This is a genomic window from Serratia sp. Z4 (assembly GCF_009900725.1).
Taxonomy (GTDB): domain Bacteria; phylum Pseudomonadota; class Gammaproteobacteria; order Enterobacterales; family Enterobacteriaceae; genus Serratia; species Serratia nematodiphila.
On the sequence record NZ_JAAABD010000006.1, the window covers coordinates 31,307 to 46,942 of the forward strand.

At 62.1% G+C, this 15,636-nt stretch carries 11 protein-coding genes; 9 read left to right on the forward strand and 2 right to left on the reverse strand.

What is annotated here, in order from left to right:
- The first annotated feature begins 263 nt into the window (after positions 1 to 263).
- Genes GT753_RS19300 through baeR form a run of 6 tightly spaced genes read left to right on the forward strand, consistent with a single transcriptional unit; the run spans position 264 to position 11,249 of the window.
- Positions 264 to 1,517 carry an MdtA/MuxA family multidrug efflux RND transporter periplasmic adaptor subunit gene (locus GT753_RS19300; protein WP_015378735.1) on the forward strand — a complete coding sequence of 418 codons (1,254 nt, stop codon included), beginning with the start codon at positions 264 to 266 and terminating at the stop codon, positions 1,515 to 1,517.
- A complete protein-coding gene (locus GT753_RS19305) occupies positions 1,517 to 4,636 on the forward strand; it encodes an MdtB/MuxB family multidrug efflux RND transporter permease subunit (RefSeq protein WP_160125851.1) in 3,120 nt (1,039 codons plus the stop codon). Before GT753_RS19300 ends, GT753_RS19305 begins: the two co-directional genes overlap by 1 nt.
- A complete protein-coding gene (gene mdtC, locus GT753_RS19310; RefSeq protein WP_160125852.1) occupies positions 4,633 to 7,713 on the forward strand; it encodes a multidrug efflux RND transporter permease subunit MdtC in 3,081 nt (1,026 codons plus the stop codon). The genes GT753_RS19305 and mdtC overlap by 4 nt, the downstream gene beginning before the upstream one ends.
- 10 nt (positions 7,714 to 7,723) lie before the next feature.
- Positions 7,724 to 9,154: a multidrug transporter subunit MdtD gene (gene mdtD, locus GT753_RS19315; protein ID WP_160125853.1), complete on the forward strand. Its 1,431-nt coding sequence runs from the start codon at positions 7,724 to 7,726 to the stop codon at positions 9,152 to 9,154.
- On the forward strand, positions 9,151 to 10,533 hold the full coding sequence (gene baeS, locus GT753_RS19320; RefSeq protein WP_004941570.1) for a two-component system sensor histidine kinase BaeS: 1,383 nt from the start codon (positions 9,151 to 9,153) through the stop codon (positions 10,531 to 10,533). The genes mdtD and baeS overlap by 4 nt, the downstream gene beginning before the upstream one ends.
- Positions 10,533 to 11,249, forward strand: a complete 717-nt coding sequence (gene baeR / locus GT753_RS19325; RefSeq protein WP_015378739.1) for a two-component system response regulator BaeR — start codon at positions 10,533 to 10,535, stop codon at positions 11,247 to 11,249. Before baeS ends, baeR begins: the two co-directional genes overlap by 1 nt.
- 7 nt (positions 11,250 to 11,256) lie before the next feature.
- On the opposite strand, the gene GT753_RS19330 is transcribed toward baeR, so the two are convergent.
- Together GT753_RS19330 and GT753_RS19335 are read right to left on the reverse strand one after the other, a co-directional pair.
- Positions 11,257 to 11,646: a type II toxin-antitoxin system VapC family toxin gene (locus GT753_RS19330; RefSeq protein ID WP_004941566.1), complete on the reverse strand. Its 390-nt coding sequence runs from the start codon at positions 11,644 to 11,646 to the stop codon at positions 11,257 to 11,259.
- Positions 11,647 to 11,649: 3 nt separating this feature from the next.
- Positions 11,650 to 11,913: an antitoxin gene (locus GT753_RS19335; protein WP_004941563.1), complete on the reverse strand. Its 264-nt coding sequence runs from the start codon at positions 11,911 to 11,913 to the stop codon at positions 11,650 to 11,652.
- 337 nt (positions 11,914 to 12,250) lie between these two features.
- Here GT753_RS19335 and GT753_RS19340 point away from each other — a divergent pair, with 337 nt between their 5' ends.
- The 3 genes from GT753_RS19340 (at position 12,251) to yegS (ending at position 15,493) form a co-directional block, all read left to right on the forward strand.
- Complete coding sequence (locus tag GT753_RS19340; protein ID WP_004941561.1) at positions 12,251 to 12,589, forward strand: YegP family protein; 339 nt, start codon at positions 12,251 to 12,253, stop codon at positions 12,587 to 12,589.
- A gap of 178 nt (positions 12,590 to 12,767) precedes the next feature.
- Entirely contained in the window at positions 12,768 to 14,120 is a 1,353-nt protein-coding gene (gene yegQ / locus GT753_RS19345) for a tRNA 5-hydroxyuridine modification protein YegQ (protein WP_004941558.1), read from the forward strand.
- 467 nt (positions 14,121 to 14,587) lie between these two features.
- Entirely contained in the window at positions 14,588 to 15,493 is a 906-nt protein-coding gene (gene yegS / locus GT753_RS19350) for a lipid kinase YegS (RefSeq protein WP_015378742.1), read from the forward strand.
- Positions 15,494 to 15,636 lie beyond the last annotated feature (143 nt).

Here is a 15,636-nt window from a genome sequence, read left to right on the forward strand (position 1 = left end):
TCCATGGGTTAAATGATTTGCCTGTTAATTATTAGCGCCAAATGCAGGAAATCGTTAAAACGTATTGGCTATAAGCCGGAATAAATCACTTATAAACATAGCACGCGCAAATCACCCACTTATTAAGACAATGCTGACGGTTCCTCCATATTTCCTTCATTTTTATGCCGTCTTCGCTGGCTAAACTAGTATCCTGTAAGGAGTGTCATTTTTGTGGCAATGAGTGCCCGCGCCCCTGCCTTTTGGAGAGAATTTTCACCACCATGAATGCAAAACCCCAACGTCGTTCCCTGCTTCTGCGCCTGCTGGCTGCGGCGATTGCGATCATCGTCGCCGTTCTGGCCTGGCGCCATTTCAGCGCAGCCCAACCGACCGCCGGGACGACGCCGGGCGCGCACCAGGCCGCCGGTAAAACGGGAGCGGGCCGCGCGGCGGGCGGCAGACGCGGCGCGCCGATGTCTCCGGTGCAGGCGGCGACAGCCACGCAACAAACCGTGCCGCGCTATCTTTCCGGCTTGGGCACCGCCACCGCCGCCAATACCGTGACCGTCACCAGCCGGGTCGATGGCCAGCTGATGGCGATCCACTTTACCGAAGGCCAGCAGGTCAAAGCCGGCGATCTGCTGGCGGAGATCGATCCCCGGCCGTTCCAGGTGCAGCTGACCCAGGCTCAGGGGCAGTTGGCAAAAGATCAGGCCACGCTGGCCAACGCCCGGCGCGATCTGGCGCGCTATCAGCAGTTGGTGAAAACCAATCTGGTTTCCCGTCAGGAGCTGGATACGCAGGCCTCGCTGGTGCAGCAAACCGAAGGCGCCATCAAAGCCGATCAGGGCGCGGTCGACAGCGCCAAACTGCAGATCACCTACAGCCGCATCACTGCGCCAATCGACGGCCGCGTCGGGTTGAAACTGGTCGACGTCGGCAACTACGTCACCAGCGGCAGCACCACCGGTCTGGTGGTGATCACGCAGACGCACCCGATCGACGTGGTGTTCACGCTGCCCGAAGGCAACATCGCCGATCTGCTCAAGGCGCAAAAAGCCGGGCCGGTGAGCGTCGAAGCCTGGGATCGCACCAACCAGAACAAGCTGACGACCGGTTCGCTGCTGAGCCTGGACAACCAAATTGATACCGCCACCGGCACCATCAAGCTGAAAGCGCGTTTCGCCAACGAAGATGACGCGCTGTTCCCCAACCAGTTCGTCAACGCGCGGCTGCAGGTGGATACCCTGCACGATGCGGTGGTGATCCCGACCGCCGCGCTGCAGATGGGCAACGAAGGCAACTTCGTCTGGACGCTCAGCGAAGACAACAAGGTCAGCAAACATCGGGTCACCGCCGGCGTGCAGGACAGCCGGCAGGTGGTGATCAGCGCCGGCCTCAACGCCGGCGATCGGGTGGTGACCGACGGCATCGATCGCCTGACCGAAGGCATGCAGGTGGAAGTGCTCGCGCCGAGCGACGCGCCTGCGACGTCAAAAGCCAAGCGCGAACCTGACGTTCAGAGGAAGTCCTGATGCAGGTGATGCCTCCCAACGCCGGCGGCGGTCCGTCCCGCCTGTTTATTCTGCGCCCGGTCGCCACCACGCTGCTGATGGTGGCGATATTGCTGGCGGGGATTATCGGCTATCGCGCGCTGCCGGTATCCGCCCTGCCGGAAGTGGACTACCCCACCATCCAGGTGGTGACGCTATACCCCGGCGCCAGCCCGGACGTGGTCACCTCCGCCATTACCGCGCCGCTGGAACGCCAGTTCGGCCAGATGTCCGGCCTGAAGCAAATGGCGTCGCAAAGCGCCGGCGGCGCCTCGGTGGTGACGCTGCAATTCCAGCTGACGCTGCCGCTCGACGTCGCGGAGCAGGAAGTGCAGGCGGCGATCAACGCCGCCACCAACCTGCTGCCGAACGATCTGCCCTACCCGCCGATTTATAGCAAGGTTAACCCCGCCGATCCGCCGATCCTGACGCTGGCAGTGACCTCCACCGCCATGCCGATGACGCAGGTGGAAGACATGGTGGAAACCCGCGTGGCGCAAAAAATTTCTCAGGTGACCGGCGTCGGCCTGGTGACCCTGGCCGGCGGCCAACGCCCGGCGGTGCGTGTAAAATTGAACGCCGCGGCGGTCGCCGCCTATGGCCTGAACAGCGAAACCATCCGCGCCGCCATCAGCAACGCCAACGTCAACTCGGCGAAAGGCAGCCTGGACGGCCCGACCCGCTCGGTCACCCTGTCCGCCAACGACCAAATGAAATCCGCCGACGACTATCGCCAGCTGATCGTCGCCTATCAGAACGGCGCGGCGATCCGCCTGCAGGATATCGCCACCATCGAACAAGGGGCGGAAAACACCCGGCTGGCGGCCTGGGCCAACCAGCAGCAGGCGATCGTGCTGAACATCCAACGCCAGCCCGGCGTCAACGTCATCACCACCGCCGACAGCATCCGCGAAATGCTGCCGACGCTGATTAAAAGCCTGCCCAAGTCGGTCGATGTCAAGGTGCTGACCGATCGCACCACCACCATCCGCGCCTCGGTCAGCGACGTGCAGTTCGAGCTGCTGCTGGCAGTCGCGCTGGTGGTGATGGTGATCTACGTGTTCCTGCGCAACGTGCCGGCGACCATTATCCCCAGCGTGGCGGTGCCGCTGTCGCTGGTGGGCACCTTCGCCGCCATGTACTTCCTCGGCTTCTCCATCAACAACCTGACGCTGATGGCGCTGACCATCGCCACCGGCTTCGTGGTGGACGACGCCATCGTGGTGATCGAGAACATCTCGCGCTACATCGAGAAAGGGGAAAAGCCGCTCGACGCCGCGCTGAAAGGGGCCGGCGAGATCGGCTTCACCATCATCTCGCTGACCTTCTCGCTGGTGGCGGTGCTGATCCCGCTGCTGTTCATGGGCGACATCGTCGGCCGCCTGTTCCGCGAGTTCGCCGTCACGCTGGCGGTAGCGATTTTGATCTCCGCCGTGGTGTCGCTGACGCTGACGCCGATGATGTGCGCGCGCATGCTCAGCCACGAATCGCTGCGCAAGCAGAACCGTTTTTCCGCCGCCTCCGAACGCTTTTTCGAGCGGGTGATCGCGCGCTACGGCCAGTGGCTGAAAACGGTGCTTAACCATCCCTGGCTGACGCTCGGCGTGGCCGTGGGCACCCTGGCGCTGACGGTGCTGCTGTACCTGCTGATCCCGAAAGGCTTCTTCCCGGTGCAGGACAACGGCATCATTCAGGGCACGCTGGAAGCGCCGCAGAGCGTCTCGTTCAGCAACATGGCCGAGCGCCAGCAGCAGGTCGCGGCGCAGATCCTCAAAGATCCGGCGGTGGAAAGCCTGACCTCGTTCGTCGGCGTAGACGGCAGCAACGCCACGCTCAACAGCGGCCGGCTGCAGATCAACCTGAAACCGCTGAGCGAACGCAGCGACCGCATTCCGGCGGTCATCAGCCGCCTGCAGCAGCAAACGGCGCAGTTCCCCGGCGTGAAGCTGTACCTGCAGCCGGTGCAGGATCTGACCATCGATACCCAGGTCAGCCGCACCCAGTACCAGTTCACCCTGCAGGCGATGTCGCTGGACGATCTCAGCCTGTGGGTGCCGCAGCTGATGGATGAGCTGAAACAAACCCCGCAGCTGGCGGACGTCACCAGCGATTGGCAGGATCAGGGGCTGGTGGCCTACGTCAACGTCGATCGCGATTCGGCCTCGCGCCTCGGCGTCACCATGAGCGACGTGGACAATGCGCTGTACAACGCCTTCGGCCAGCGCCTGATCTCCACCATCTACACCCAGGCCAACCAATACCGCGTGGTGCTGGAGCACGACGTCAGCGCGACACCGGGGCTGGCGGCGCTCAATGAGATCCGTCTGAGCGGCAACGACGGCGCCGTAGTGCCGCTGAGCGCCATCGCCAAAATCGAAGAGCGCTTCGGCCCGCTGTCGGTCAACCATCTCGATCAGTTCCCGTCGGCCACCGTTTCGTTCAACGTCGCCGACGGCTACTCGCTCGGCGAGGCGGTGGACGCGGTCACCCAGGCGGAAAAAAATCTCAACATGCCAAGGGACATCACCACCCAATTCCAGGGGGCGACCCTGGCCTTCCAGGCGGCGCTCGGCAGCACGCTGTGGCTGATTTTGGCGGCGGTAGTGGCGATGTACATCGTGCTGGGCGTGCTGTATGAAAGTTTCATTCACCCGGTGACCATCCTCTCCACCTTGCCGACCGCCGGGGTCGGCGCGCTGCTCGCGCTGATGATGGCCGGCAGCGAGCTGGACGTGATCGCCATCATCGGCATCATCCTGCTGATCGGCATCGTGAAGAAGAACGCCATCATGATGATCGACTTCGCGCTGGCGGCGGAACGCGAGCAGGGCTTATCGCCGCGCGACGCCATCTATCAGGCCTGCCTGCTGCGTTTTAGGCCGATCCTGATGACCACGCTGGCGGCCCTGCTCGGCGCGCTGCCGTTAATGCTGAGCACCGGCGTCGGCGCGGAGCTGCGGCATCCGCTCGGCGTCTGTATGGTCGGCGGTTTGATCATGAGCCAGATCCTGACGCTGTTCACCACGCCGGTGATCTACCTGCTGTTTGACAAACTGGCGCGCAACACGCATCGCCAGCCGGATACGCAGGAGCTGCCGTGAAATTCTTCGCCCTGTTCATTCACCGGCCGGTGGCCACCACCCTGCTGACGCTGGCCATCGCCATCAGCGGCGCGATCGGCTTTCGCCTGCTGCCGGTGTCGCCGCTGCCGCAGGTGGATTTTCCGGTGATTTCGATCAGCGCGTCGCTGCCGGGCGCCTCGCCGGAAACCATGGCGTCCTCGGTGGCAACGCCGCTGGAGCGCGCGCTGGGCCGCATCGCCGGGGTTAACGAAATGACCTCGATGAGCTCGCTCGGCAGTACCCGGGTCATTTTGCAGTTCGATCTCGATCGCGATATCAACGGCGCCGCGCGCGACGTGCAGGCGGCGATTAACGCCGCGCAAAGCCTGCTGCCGACCGGCATGCCGAGCCGCCCCAGCTACCGCAAGGTCAACCCATCCGACGCGCCGATCATGATCCTGACGCTGACCTCGGACACCTACAGTCAGGGGCAGCTTTACGATTTCGCCTCCACCCAGCTGGCGCAGAAGATCAGCCAGACCGAGGGCGTCGGCGACGTTTCCGTCGGCGGCAGCTCGCTGCCGGCGGTGCGGGTGGAGCTGAACCCTTCGGCGCTGTTCAATCAGGGCGTGTCGCTGGACACCGTACGGCAGGCCATCGCCAACGCCAACGTGCGCCGCCCGCAGGGCGCCGTGGAAAACCCGCAGCAGCGCTGGCAGATCCAGGCCAACGACGCGCTGAAAACCGCCGATGCTTATCGTCCGCTGATCATTCATTACAACAACGGCTCGGCGGTGCGTTTAGCCGACGTGGCCGAGGTCAAAGACTCGGTGCAAGACGTGCGCAACGCCGGGATGACCGACGCCAAACCGGCGATCATTCTGGCCATCAGCCGCGCGCCGGACGCCAACATCATCGAAACCGTCGATCGCATTCGCGCCGAACTGCCCGCCCTGCAGGAGAATATCCCGGCTTCGATTCAACTCAACGTCGCGCAGGATCGTTCGCCGACCATCCGCGCGTCGCTGGCCGAGGTGGAGCAGTCGCTGGCGATCGCCATCGGGCTGGTGATCCTGGTGGTGTTCATCTTCCTGCGCTCCGGGCGCGCCACGCTGATCCCGGCTGTCGCCGTACCGGTGTCGCTGATCGGCTCGTTCGCCGCCATGTATCTGTGCGGGTTCAGCCTCAACAACCTGTCGCTGATGGCGTTGACCATCGCCACCGGCTTTGTGGTGGACGACGCCATCGTGGTGCTGGAAAACATTTCCCGCCACGTCGAGGCCGGCATGAAACCGATCAACGCCGCGCTGCTGGGCGCGCGGGAGGTCGGTTTCACCGTGCTGTCGATGAGCGTTTCGCTGGTGGCGGTGTTTATCCCGCTGCTGCTGATGGAAGGCCTGCCCGGCCGGCTATTCCGCGAGTTCGCCGTCACTCTGTCGGTGTCGATCGGGCTGTCGCTGATCGTCTCGCTGACGCTCACGCCGATGATGTGCGCCTACCTGCTGCGCCACCAGCCGCCGCGTTCGCAGCGGCGGGCGCGCGGCTTCGGTAAAATGCTGCTGGGGCTGCAGCAGGGCTACGGGCGCTCGCTGAACTGGGTGCTCGGCCACTCGCGCTGGGTGCTGGCGGTGTTCCTCGCCACCGTTGCGCTCAACGTTTGGCTGTATATCAGCATCCCGAAAACCTTCTTCCCGGAACAGGATACCGGGCGGCTGATGGGCTTTATCCAGGCCGACCAAAGCATTTCGTTCCAGGCGATGCGCGGCAAACTGGAAGACTTCATGAAAATCGTGCGCGAAGATCCGGACGTGGAAAACGTCACCGGTTTTACCGGCGGTTCGCGCACCAACAGCGGTTCGATGTTCATCTCACTGAAACCCCTGTCGGTACGCAGCGACGACGCGCAGAAAGTGATCGCCCGCCTGCGCGCCCGCCTGGCCAAAGAACCGGGCGCCAGCCTGTTTCTGATGGCGGTGCAGGATATCCGCGTCGGCGGCCGGCAGGCCAACGCCAGCTATCAATATACGCTGCTGGCGGACGATCTCGCCGCGCTGCGCGAATGGGAGCCGAAGATCCGCACCGCACTGGCCGCATTGCCCGAGCTGGCGGACGTCAACTCGGATCAGCAGGATAAAGGCTCGGAGATGGATCTGGTCTACGATCGCGAAACCATGGCGCGCCTCGGCATTTCGGTGTCCGACGCCAACAACCTGTTGAACAACGCCTTCGGCCAGCGACAGATTTCGACCATCTACCAACCGCTCAACCAATACAAAGTCGTGATGGAAGTGGCGCCGCCCTACACCCAGGACGTGAGTTCGCTGGACAAAATGTTCATCATCAACAACGAAGGCAAAGCGATACCGCTCTCCTACTTCGCCAGTTGGCGGCCGGCCAACGCGCCGCTGTCGGTCAACCATCAGGGGCTGTCCGCCGCCTCGACCGTCTCCTTTAATCTGCCGGACGGCGGCAGCCTGTCGGACGCCACCGCGGCGGTCGAGCGCACCATGACTCAGCTCGGCGTGCCGTCTACGGTGCGCGGCGCGTTCGCCGGCACCGCCCAGGTGTTCCAGGACACCCTGAAGTCGCAGCTGATCCTGATCCTGGCGGCGATCGCCACGGTGTACATCGTGCTCGGCGTGCTGTATGAGAGCTATATCCATCCGCTGACCATCCTTTCCACGCTGCCTTCCGCCGGCGTGGGGGCGCTGCTGGCGCTCGAGCTGTTCGGCGCGCCGTTCAGCCTGATCGCGCTGATCGGCATCATGCTGTTGATCGGCATCGTGAAGAAAAACGCCATCATGATGGTCGACTTCGCGCTCGAGGCGCAGCGCAACGGCGGCATCAGCGCCCGCGAGGCGATTTTCCAGGCCAGCCTGCTGCGTTTCCGGCCGATCATGATGACCACGCTGGCGGCGTTGTTCGGCGCGCTGCCGCTGGTGCTGACCCGCGGCGACGGCGCGGAGCTGCGCCAGCCGCTCGGCATCACCATCGCTGGCGGCCTGGTGATGAGCCAACTGCTGACGCTGTACACCACCCCGGTGGTCTACCTTTACTTCGACTGGCTGCAGGCGAAGTTCCGCCGCAACAAGCAACTGGCCCCGCTGCCCCATTAATGGCCGACCGATGCTGATGAAACACACCGCCACGGTACGCTGGCAACTCTGGATAGTGGCATTCGGCTTCTTTATGCAGACGCTGGATACCACTATCGTCAACACCGCCCTGCCCTCGATGGCCGCCAGCCTGGGGGAGAACCCGCTGCGCATGCAGTCGGTGATCGTCTCCTATGTGCTGACGGTGGCAGTGACGCTGCCGGCCAGCGGCTGGCTGGCGGACAAGATCGGCGTACAGCGGGTGTTTTTCAGCGCCATCGTGCTGTTTACCCTCGGCTCCCTCCTCTGCGCCCGCTCGGAAACCCTGAACGAGCTGATCGCCTCGCGCGTGATTCAGGGCGTCGGCGGCGCGATGATGGTGCCGGTCGGGCGCCTGACGGTGATGAAGATCGTACCGCGCGAGCAGTACATGGCGGCGATGACCTTCGTGACGCTGCCGGGCCAGATCGGCCCGCTGATGGGGCCGGCGCTGGGTGGCTTCCTGGTGCAATACGCCAGCTGGCACTGGATTTTCCTGATCAATATTCCGGTGGGCATCGTGGGCGCCATCGCCACGCTGCTGCTGATGCCCAACTACCAAATGCAGACCCGCCGCTTCGATCTCAGCGGCTTTATCCTGCTGGCGATCGGCATGGCGTCGCTGACGCTGGCGCTCGACGGCCATAAAGGCATGGGGCTGTCCGGCGGCGCCATCGCCGGCCTGGTGGCGCTGGGCGCAGCGGCGCTGTTGGGGTATGTTTGGCATGCCAACGGCAATAGCCGCGCCCTGTTCTCGCTGCGGCTGCTGCGCACCCCGACCTACAAAATCGGGCTGCTGGCCAGCCTGCTGGGGCGCATCGGCAGCGGCATGCTGCCGTTCATGACGCCGCTGTTCCTGCAGGTGGGCATGGGTTTCACGCCGTTCCACGCCGGGCTGATGATGATCCCGATGATCATCGGCAGCATGGGCATGAAGCGCATCGTGGTGCAGGTAGTCAACCGCTTCGGCTACCGCAACGTGCTGGTGGCCGCCACGCTGCTGCTGGCGCTGGTCAGCCTGAGCTTCCTGCTGGCGGCGATGCTCGGCTGGCTGTGGCTGCTGCCGGTGGTGCTGTTCTTCCAGGGGATGATCAACTCACTGCGCTTCTCGGCGATGAACACCCTGACGCTGAAAGATCTGCCGGACCGGCTGGCCAGCAGCGGCAACAGCCTGCTGTCGATGGTCATGCAGCTGTCGATGAGCCTCGGCGTCAGCGTCGCCGGCATCTTGATCGGCAGCTTCGCCCATCACCAGGTGGTGGCCGATAGCCCGGCCATCCACAGCGCATTTATTTACAGCTACTGCTGTATGGCGTTGATTATCGCTCTGCCCGCGCTTGCCTTCGCGCGCGTGCCGGCCGATAGCGCGCCCAACCGCACGCTGACCAAAGAGCCGGGTACCGGCTCAACGAGGTTGCAATGAGGATAGGCATTACCGGAAAACTGTTCCTGGCCATTTTCGCTACCTGCATGCTGGTGTTGATCACCATGCATTGGGGGGTGCGCGTCAGCTTTGAGCGCGGCTTTATCGATTACATCAAGAGCAGCAACGAGCAGCGCATCAACATGCTGAGCGAAGCGCTGGAGGAACAGTACAGCCATCATGGCAACTGGATATTCCTGCGCAACAACGATCAGGTGGTCTACCAGATCATGCGTTCGTTCGAGCAGAATAGCGACAGCAGCCACAATCTGCCGCCCAAGGGGTGGCGCACCCAGTTTTGGGTGGTGGACAGCCAGTTCAATCGCTTGGTCGGGCATTCGGGCCCCTTGCCGAAGGAGGGGCCGCGCCACCCGATCCGCTACAACAACGAGATCGTCGGCTGGGTGCTCACCACCCCGGTCGAGCGCCTGACGCGCAATACCGACATCAACTTCGATCGCCAGCAGCGGCGCACCAGCTGGATTATCGTCGCGCTCTCCACCCTGTTGGCGGCGGCGGTGACCTGGCTGCTGTCGCGCGGCATGCTGGCCCCGGTCAAGCGCCTGGTGGCGGGCACCCACCGCCTGGCGGCGGGCGATTTCACCACCCGCGTGGCGGTCAGCAGCCAGGATGAACTGGGCAGGCTGGCGCACGACTTCAACCAGTTGGCCACCTCGCTGGAAAAAAACGAGCAGATGCGCCGCGCCTTTATGGCCGACGTATCGCACGAGCTGCGCACGCCGCTGGCAGTGCTGCGCGGCGAACTGGAGGCGCTGCAGGACGGCGTGCGCCAGCCGACGCCGGCGTCGCTCAGTTCGCTGCAGGCCGAGGTATCCACCCTGACCAAGCTGGTCGACGACCTGCACCAGCTGTCGCTCTCCGATCTCGGCGCGCTGGCCTACCGCAAGGCGTCGGTGGACTGCGTGCACCTGGTGCAGATCGCCGTCGCCGCCTTTCGCGAACGCTTCCGCGCCAAAGGGCTGGAGATCGTCACCCATCTGCCGGCCCAGGCGCCGCTGTTCGGCGATCCCGATCGCCTGAACCAACTGTTCAATAACCTGCTGGAAAACAGCCTGCGTTACACCGACGCCGGCGGCCGGTTGGAGATCGGCGTCGAACTGCAGCCGGGGCGGCTGCTTCTTTACTGGCAGGACAGCGCGCCGGGCATCAGCGATCAGCAACTGACGCGCATTTTCGAACGTTTCTACCGGGCGGAAGGTTCACGCAACCGCGCCAGCGGCGGTTCCGGGCTGGGGTTGGCGATCTGCCACAACATCGTGGAAGCACACGACGGGAAAATCCGCGCCGAGCATTCGCCTTTAGGCGGCGTGCGCATTACAGTAGAATTTGCTACCCCGATAAAAAATAAGGCGCCCTGATGGACATTCAGAATCAACCCCTGCAGATCATGATTGTTGAAGATGAGCCCAAGCTGGGCCAGCTGCTGGTGGATTATCTCCAGGCGGCGGGCTACGCCACCCGCTGGCTGACCAACGGCAATGAGGTGGTGCCGACCGTGCACCAGCATCCGCCGGCGCTGATCTTGCTCGACCTGATGTTGCCGGGGGCCGACGGCCTGACGGTGTGCCGCGAGCTGCGCCGCTTCAGCGACGTGCCCATCGTGATGGTGACGGCGAAAATTGAAGAGATTGACCGCCTGTTGGGGCTGGAGATCGGCGCCGACGATTACATCTGCAAACCCTACAGCCCGCGCGAAGTGGTGGCGCGGGTGAAAACCATCCTGCGCCGCAGCTATCGGCCACAGGAGAACGCGCGGGAAGATGATCTGCTGCACATCGATGAACCGCGCTTCCAGGCCAGCTATCAGGGGCAGTTGCTGGATCTGACGCCGGCGGAGTTCCGCCTGCTGAAAACGCTGGCCAGCCAGCCGGGCAACGTGTTTTCACGCGAGCAGTTGCTGAACAACCTGTACGACGACTACCGGGTGGTCACCGACCGCACCATCGACAGCCACATCAAAAACCTGCGCCGCAAGCTGGAACTGATCGATGGGGAAAAATCCTTTATCCGCTCGGTATACGGCGTGGGCTACCGCTGGGAAGCCGAGCCCTGCCGGCTGATGAATGGGGTTTAGGGAGAAATCAGCGCGTCCAGTCTTCAACCGCCAACCCGGGCACCATGGCGAATGCGCGATCGTTGGTCACCAGCGTCGCGCCACGGCTCTGCGCGTGAGCGGCGATCAGTTGATCCATCGCGCCCATGACTTTGCCCTTTCTCTCCATGTTTGCCCGCATTTCACCGTAGCAGCGGGCGGCCTCGCTATCCCATGCATAGACCGTCACCGCAGCAAGAAAGGCCTCGACCATGCTTTGCAACGCCTTGTTCCGCCGTTTAGCCACACCGTAACGCAGTTCCGCCTCCGTGACGCTGGAAATACATACGGCAGAAGGCGGGAGCTTTTCCATGACGTTAAGCACCTGCGGATGCTGCCGAAACAAGTGGCTGACGGTGTTGGTATCAAACATGTACATCGCCTACTCTTCCTCTGAGAAGGGATCGCGGTCGGCAACCCCTTGCTGACGATCTTCCGCGCCAAGAAACTCTTGCGGCACCGGCGTTTGGGCGATAATGCTCAGCAGCGGTGCCCAGCTGTCCGGCTTTGCCGGATATTTGGATAAAATCACGTTGCCCTCCCGATCGCGACGGATATAGACACGATCCGTATCAAATTCAAATTCCACCGGTAACCTCACCGCCTGATTTCTGCCGTTTTTAAACAGCTTTGCGATCCTTTCCATCTCGACACCTCCACAGCAGGCATAGGCCAAAGCATATGCCTGTAGCGTGTCGATGCCAAGATGTATCGCTCATTTTTCATCCACATTGACGAAACGGCCAAACAGTAACGCACAATCTCACGGGGTGACACCCTGTTCCCCTCGTTATGCGGCGCACTGCGCAATCACGCCTTCTCCCTTAGCTTCCCGTGCGGCGCTGTGCCTCTCGGGCGAAAACTCCGCGCCGGCGCAAAAAAACTGCGCATTTTTTCAACTAAGCTGCTGTGAGGTTTAGCCGCCGATTTTCAAGCGATTGGCTACACTTACATCACGAATCGGAACCTACAGGAGAAGAACCATGGCAATCGGTCATTACGAGCTGAAAAAAGCAAAGAACGGACAGTACCACTTCAACCTGAAAGCCAGTAACGGCGAGATCATTCTGGCCAGCGAGATGTATGCCAGCAAAGCCTCGGCGGAGAACGGCATCGCCTCGGTGCAGACCAATTCACCGCACGAAGCGCAGTACGAACTGAAGCACAGCGCCAGCAATCAGCCCTACTTTGTGCTGAAGGCCAAGAACCATCAGGTGATCGGCGTCAGCGAAATGTACAGCTCCGAAAGCGCGGCCAAAAACGGTATCCAGTCGGTGATAAAAAACGGCCCGACCACCGATATCCGCGATTTGAGCGCCTGATCCCCCGTTTCACCCGCGCGGTGGCGGCCACCGCGCGTTTTCCGTTTGACCGGGATCAATCTCCCTTGAATAAATCCGGTTAACTGCTGATTTCTTGCCGCGCTGCGGCTACAATCCCCCGCTTTTACTGCGCCATCAGGTGGCGTGGTGCTGACCTGAAATCAGACCGAGACACACTATGTTTACACCAGAACTTCTCTCCCCGGCCGGCACGCTGAAAAATATGCGTTACGCCTTCGCCTACGGCGCCGATGCGGTTTACGCCGGCCAGCCGCGCTACAGCCTGCGGGTGCGCAACAACGAGTTCAACCACGAGAATCTGGCGCAGGGTATCAACGAAGCGCATGCGCTGGGCAAAAAGTTCTACGTGGTGGTGAACATCGCCCCGCACAACGCCAAGTTGAAAACCTTCCTGCGCGATCTGAAGCCGGTTATCGATATGGGCCCGGATGCGCTGATCATGTCCGATCCCGGCCTTATCATGATGGTGCGCGAAGCCTTCCCGCAGATGGACATCCACCTGTCGGTGCAGGCCAACGCCGTTAACTGGGCGACGGTGAAGTTCTGGAAGCAAATGGGCCTGACCCGCGTGATCCTGTCGCGCGAACTGTCGCTGGAAGAGATCGCCGAGATCCGCGCCGAAGTGCCGGACATGGAGCTGGAGATCTTCGTCCACGGCGCGCTGTGCATGGCCTACTCCGGCCGCTGCCTGCTGTCCGGCTACATCAACAAGCGCGATCCCAATCAGGGCACCTGCACCAATGCCTGCCGCTGGCAGTACAAAGCGGAGGAAGGCAAAGAGGACGACACCGGCAATATCGTGCACCTGCACGAGCCGATCCCGGTGCAAACCGTCGAGCCGACGCTGGGCATCGGCGCGCCGACCGACAAGGTGTTCATGCTGTCTGAAGCGCAAAAGCCAGGCGAATATATGAGCGCCTTCGAGGACGAACACGGCACCTATATCATGAACTCCAAGGATCTGCGCGCCATCCAGCACGTGGAGCGTCTGACGCAGCTCGGCGTGCATTCGCTGAAGATCGAAGGGCGCACCAAGTCGTTCTACTACTGCGCCCGCACCGCTCAGGTCTATCGCCGCGCCATCGACGACGCGGCCGCCGGCAAACCGTTCGATCCGACCCTGCTCACCACGCTGGAAGGCCTGGCGCACCGCGGCTATACCGAGGGCTTCCTGCGCCGCCACGTGCACGAAGCGCAGCAGAATTACGACTACGGCTCCTCGCTCTCCGAGCGCCAGCAGTTCGTCGGCGAATTCACCGGCGTGCGCCGTGATGGCTGGGCGGAAGTCGACGTGAAGAATAAGTTCGCGCTCGGCGACAGCGTCGAAATGATGACGCCGGGCGGCAACGTGGTGTTCACCCTCGAGAGCATGCAAAATAAGAAAGGCGAATCGATTGAGGTGGCGCCGGGCAACGGCCATATCGTTTATTTGCCGATCCCGCAGGATATCGATCTCAATTATGCGTTGCTGATCCGCAATTTGGCGGAAGAAAATAGCGCCGGGGCATAAAAATGAATCGCCGTCATTCGGCGGCGATTTTTAGCAAATATTAGAATTGGATCACATCAATGCGCGCGCAGCTTGGTTACTATCACGCTGCTTAAAACGAACAACGAAAATATTTGCATAGCAATACTAGGAACCACCTCCTTAGCCGGCCCAATCTCCCTTGGGCTGGCTTTTTCTTTATGGGTGCGCCTATTTTTTTCCACCATGCCTATTTCCATAACTTATTCCCGTTATCCGTTTTAATAATAATAATCACGCCGCTTCGATATATAAATAACGCTACAGCGATTAATCCTCGCTTCTTTAACACTTCGCTTATTTCTGCGTAAAATTCAGATAAATTCGCCTTGCTTCATATTCACTGAGCGTCGGCAAATAACCGGAATTAGCTGAATATTCTGATGGCCTGGTGGCGGCAGCTGGTTTATCTTGAGGCATTCTTGGTTTTCCGCCGGAGGATATCGGCAATGCCTCAACACTCACATGCGTCCGCCCTGCTTATCATCAACGGCAAAGGCGCCGGTAACGAAGAGCTGCGTCAGGCGGTCAACCGGCTGCGCAAAGAACAGATAACGCTGCACGTGCGCGTCACCTGGGAGCACGGCGATGCCGCGCGCTATGTCGCGGAAGCCGCGCAGCTCGGCGTCGGCACCGTCGTCGCCGGCGGCGGTGACGGCACCATCAACGAAGTGGCCGCCGCGCTGGTGCAGCTGCCGGCGCACAACCGGCCGGCGCTGGGCATCCTGCCGCTCGGCACCGCCAACGACTTCGCCATGGCGTGCAATATCCCTCCGTCCCCCGAACTGGCGCTGCAGCTGGCGATCAAGGGCCGCTCGGTGCCGATCGATCTGGCGAAGGTCAACGGCGAGCGCTATTTCATCAACATGGCCACCGGCGGCTTCGGCACCCGTATCACCACTGAAACGCCGGAGAAGCTGAAAGCGGCGCTGGGCGGCGTGTCCTACTTTGTGCACGGCCTGCTGCGCATGGATACGCTGCAGGCCGACCGCTGTGAAATCCGCGGGCCGGACTTTCGCTGGGCCGGCGAGGCGCTGGTGATCGGCATCGGCAACGGCAAACAGGCCGGCGGCGGCCAGGAACTGTGCCCCAGCGCGCTGATCAACGACGGCCTGCTGCAGCTGCGCCTGCTGATCGCCGATGAACTGCTGCCGGCGCTGGTCGCCGCCCTGTTCAACGACGAAGAGAGCAACAGCATCCTCAGCGCGGCGCTGCCGTGGCTCGAGATCGACGCGCCGCATGAGATGACTTTCAACCTCGACGGCGAACCGCTCAAAGGCCGCCATTTCCGCATCGAAGTGTTGCCGCAGGCCATCGAATGCCGCCTGCCGCCTAACTGCGCCCTGCTGGGCTGACCTTGTCGGGCGCAGCCGCTGCGCCCCGCTTCTTCCCCTCTGTTCACCCGCTTCCGCGCACGATCAAATGTGATCCTCTCCGGCAAATTCATTAACTCATACTTGTATGGTAGTTAGTTCATGGCGTATTTTCGCGCTATCTC

Bases quoted from the DNA above. Each gene is read 5' to 3' on its own strand.
- baeS (WP_004941570.1), top strand. From the start codon at position 9,151: ATGAGGATAGGCATTACCGGAAAACTGTTCCTGGCCATTTTCGCTACC.
- GT753_RS19330 (WP_004941566.1), bottom strand. From the start codon at position 11,646: ATGTACATGTTTGATACCAACACCGTCAGCCACTTGTTTCGGCAGCAT.
- GT753_RS19305 (WP_160125851.1), top strand. From the start codon at position 1,517: ATGCAGGTGATGCCTCCCAACGCCGGCGGCGGTCCGTCCCGCCTGTTT.
- baeR (WP_015378739.1), top strand. From the start codon at position 10,533: ATGGACATTCAGAATCAACCCCTGCAGATCATGATTGTTGAAGATGAG.
- yegS (WP_015378742.1), top strand. From the start codon at position 14,588: ATGCCTCAACACTCACATGCGTCCGCCCTGCTTATCATCAACGGCAAA.
- GT753_RS19300 (WP_015378735.1), top strand. From the start codon at position 264: ATGAATGCAAAACCCCAACGTCGTTCCCTGCTTCTGCGCCTGCTGGCT.
- GT753_RS19340 (WP_004941561.1), top strand. From the start codon at position 12,251: ATGGCAATCGGTCATTACGAGCTGAAAAAAGCAAAGAACGGACAGTAC.
- GT753_RS19335 (WP_004941563.1), bottom strand. From the start codon at position 11,913: ATGGAAAGGATCGCAAAGCTGTTTAAAAACGGCAGAAATCAGGCGGTG.
- mdtD (WP_160125853.1), top strand. From the start codon at position 7,724: ATGCTGATGAAACACACCGCCACGGTACGCTGGCAACTCTGGATAGTG.
- yegQ (WP_004941558.1), top strand. From the start codon at position 12,768: ATGTTTACACCAGAACTTCTCTCCCCGGCCGGCACGCTGAAAAATATG.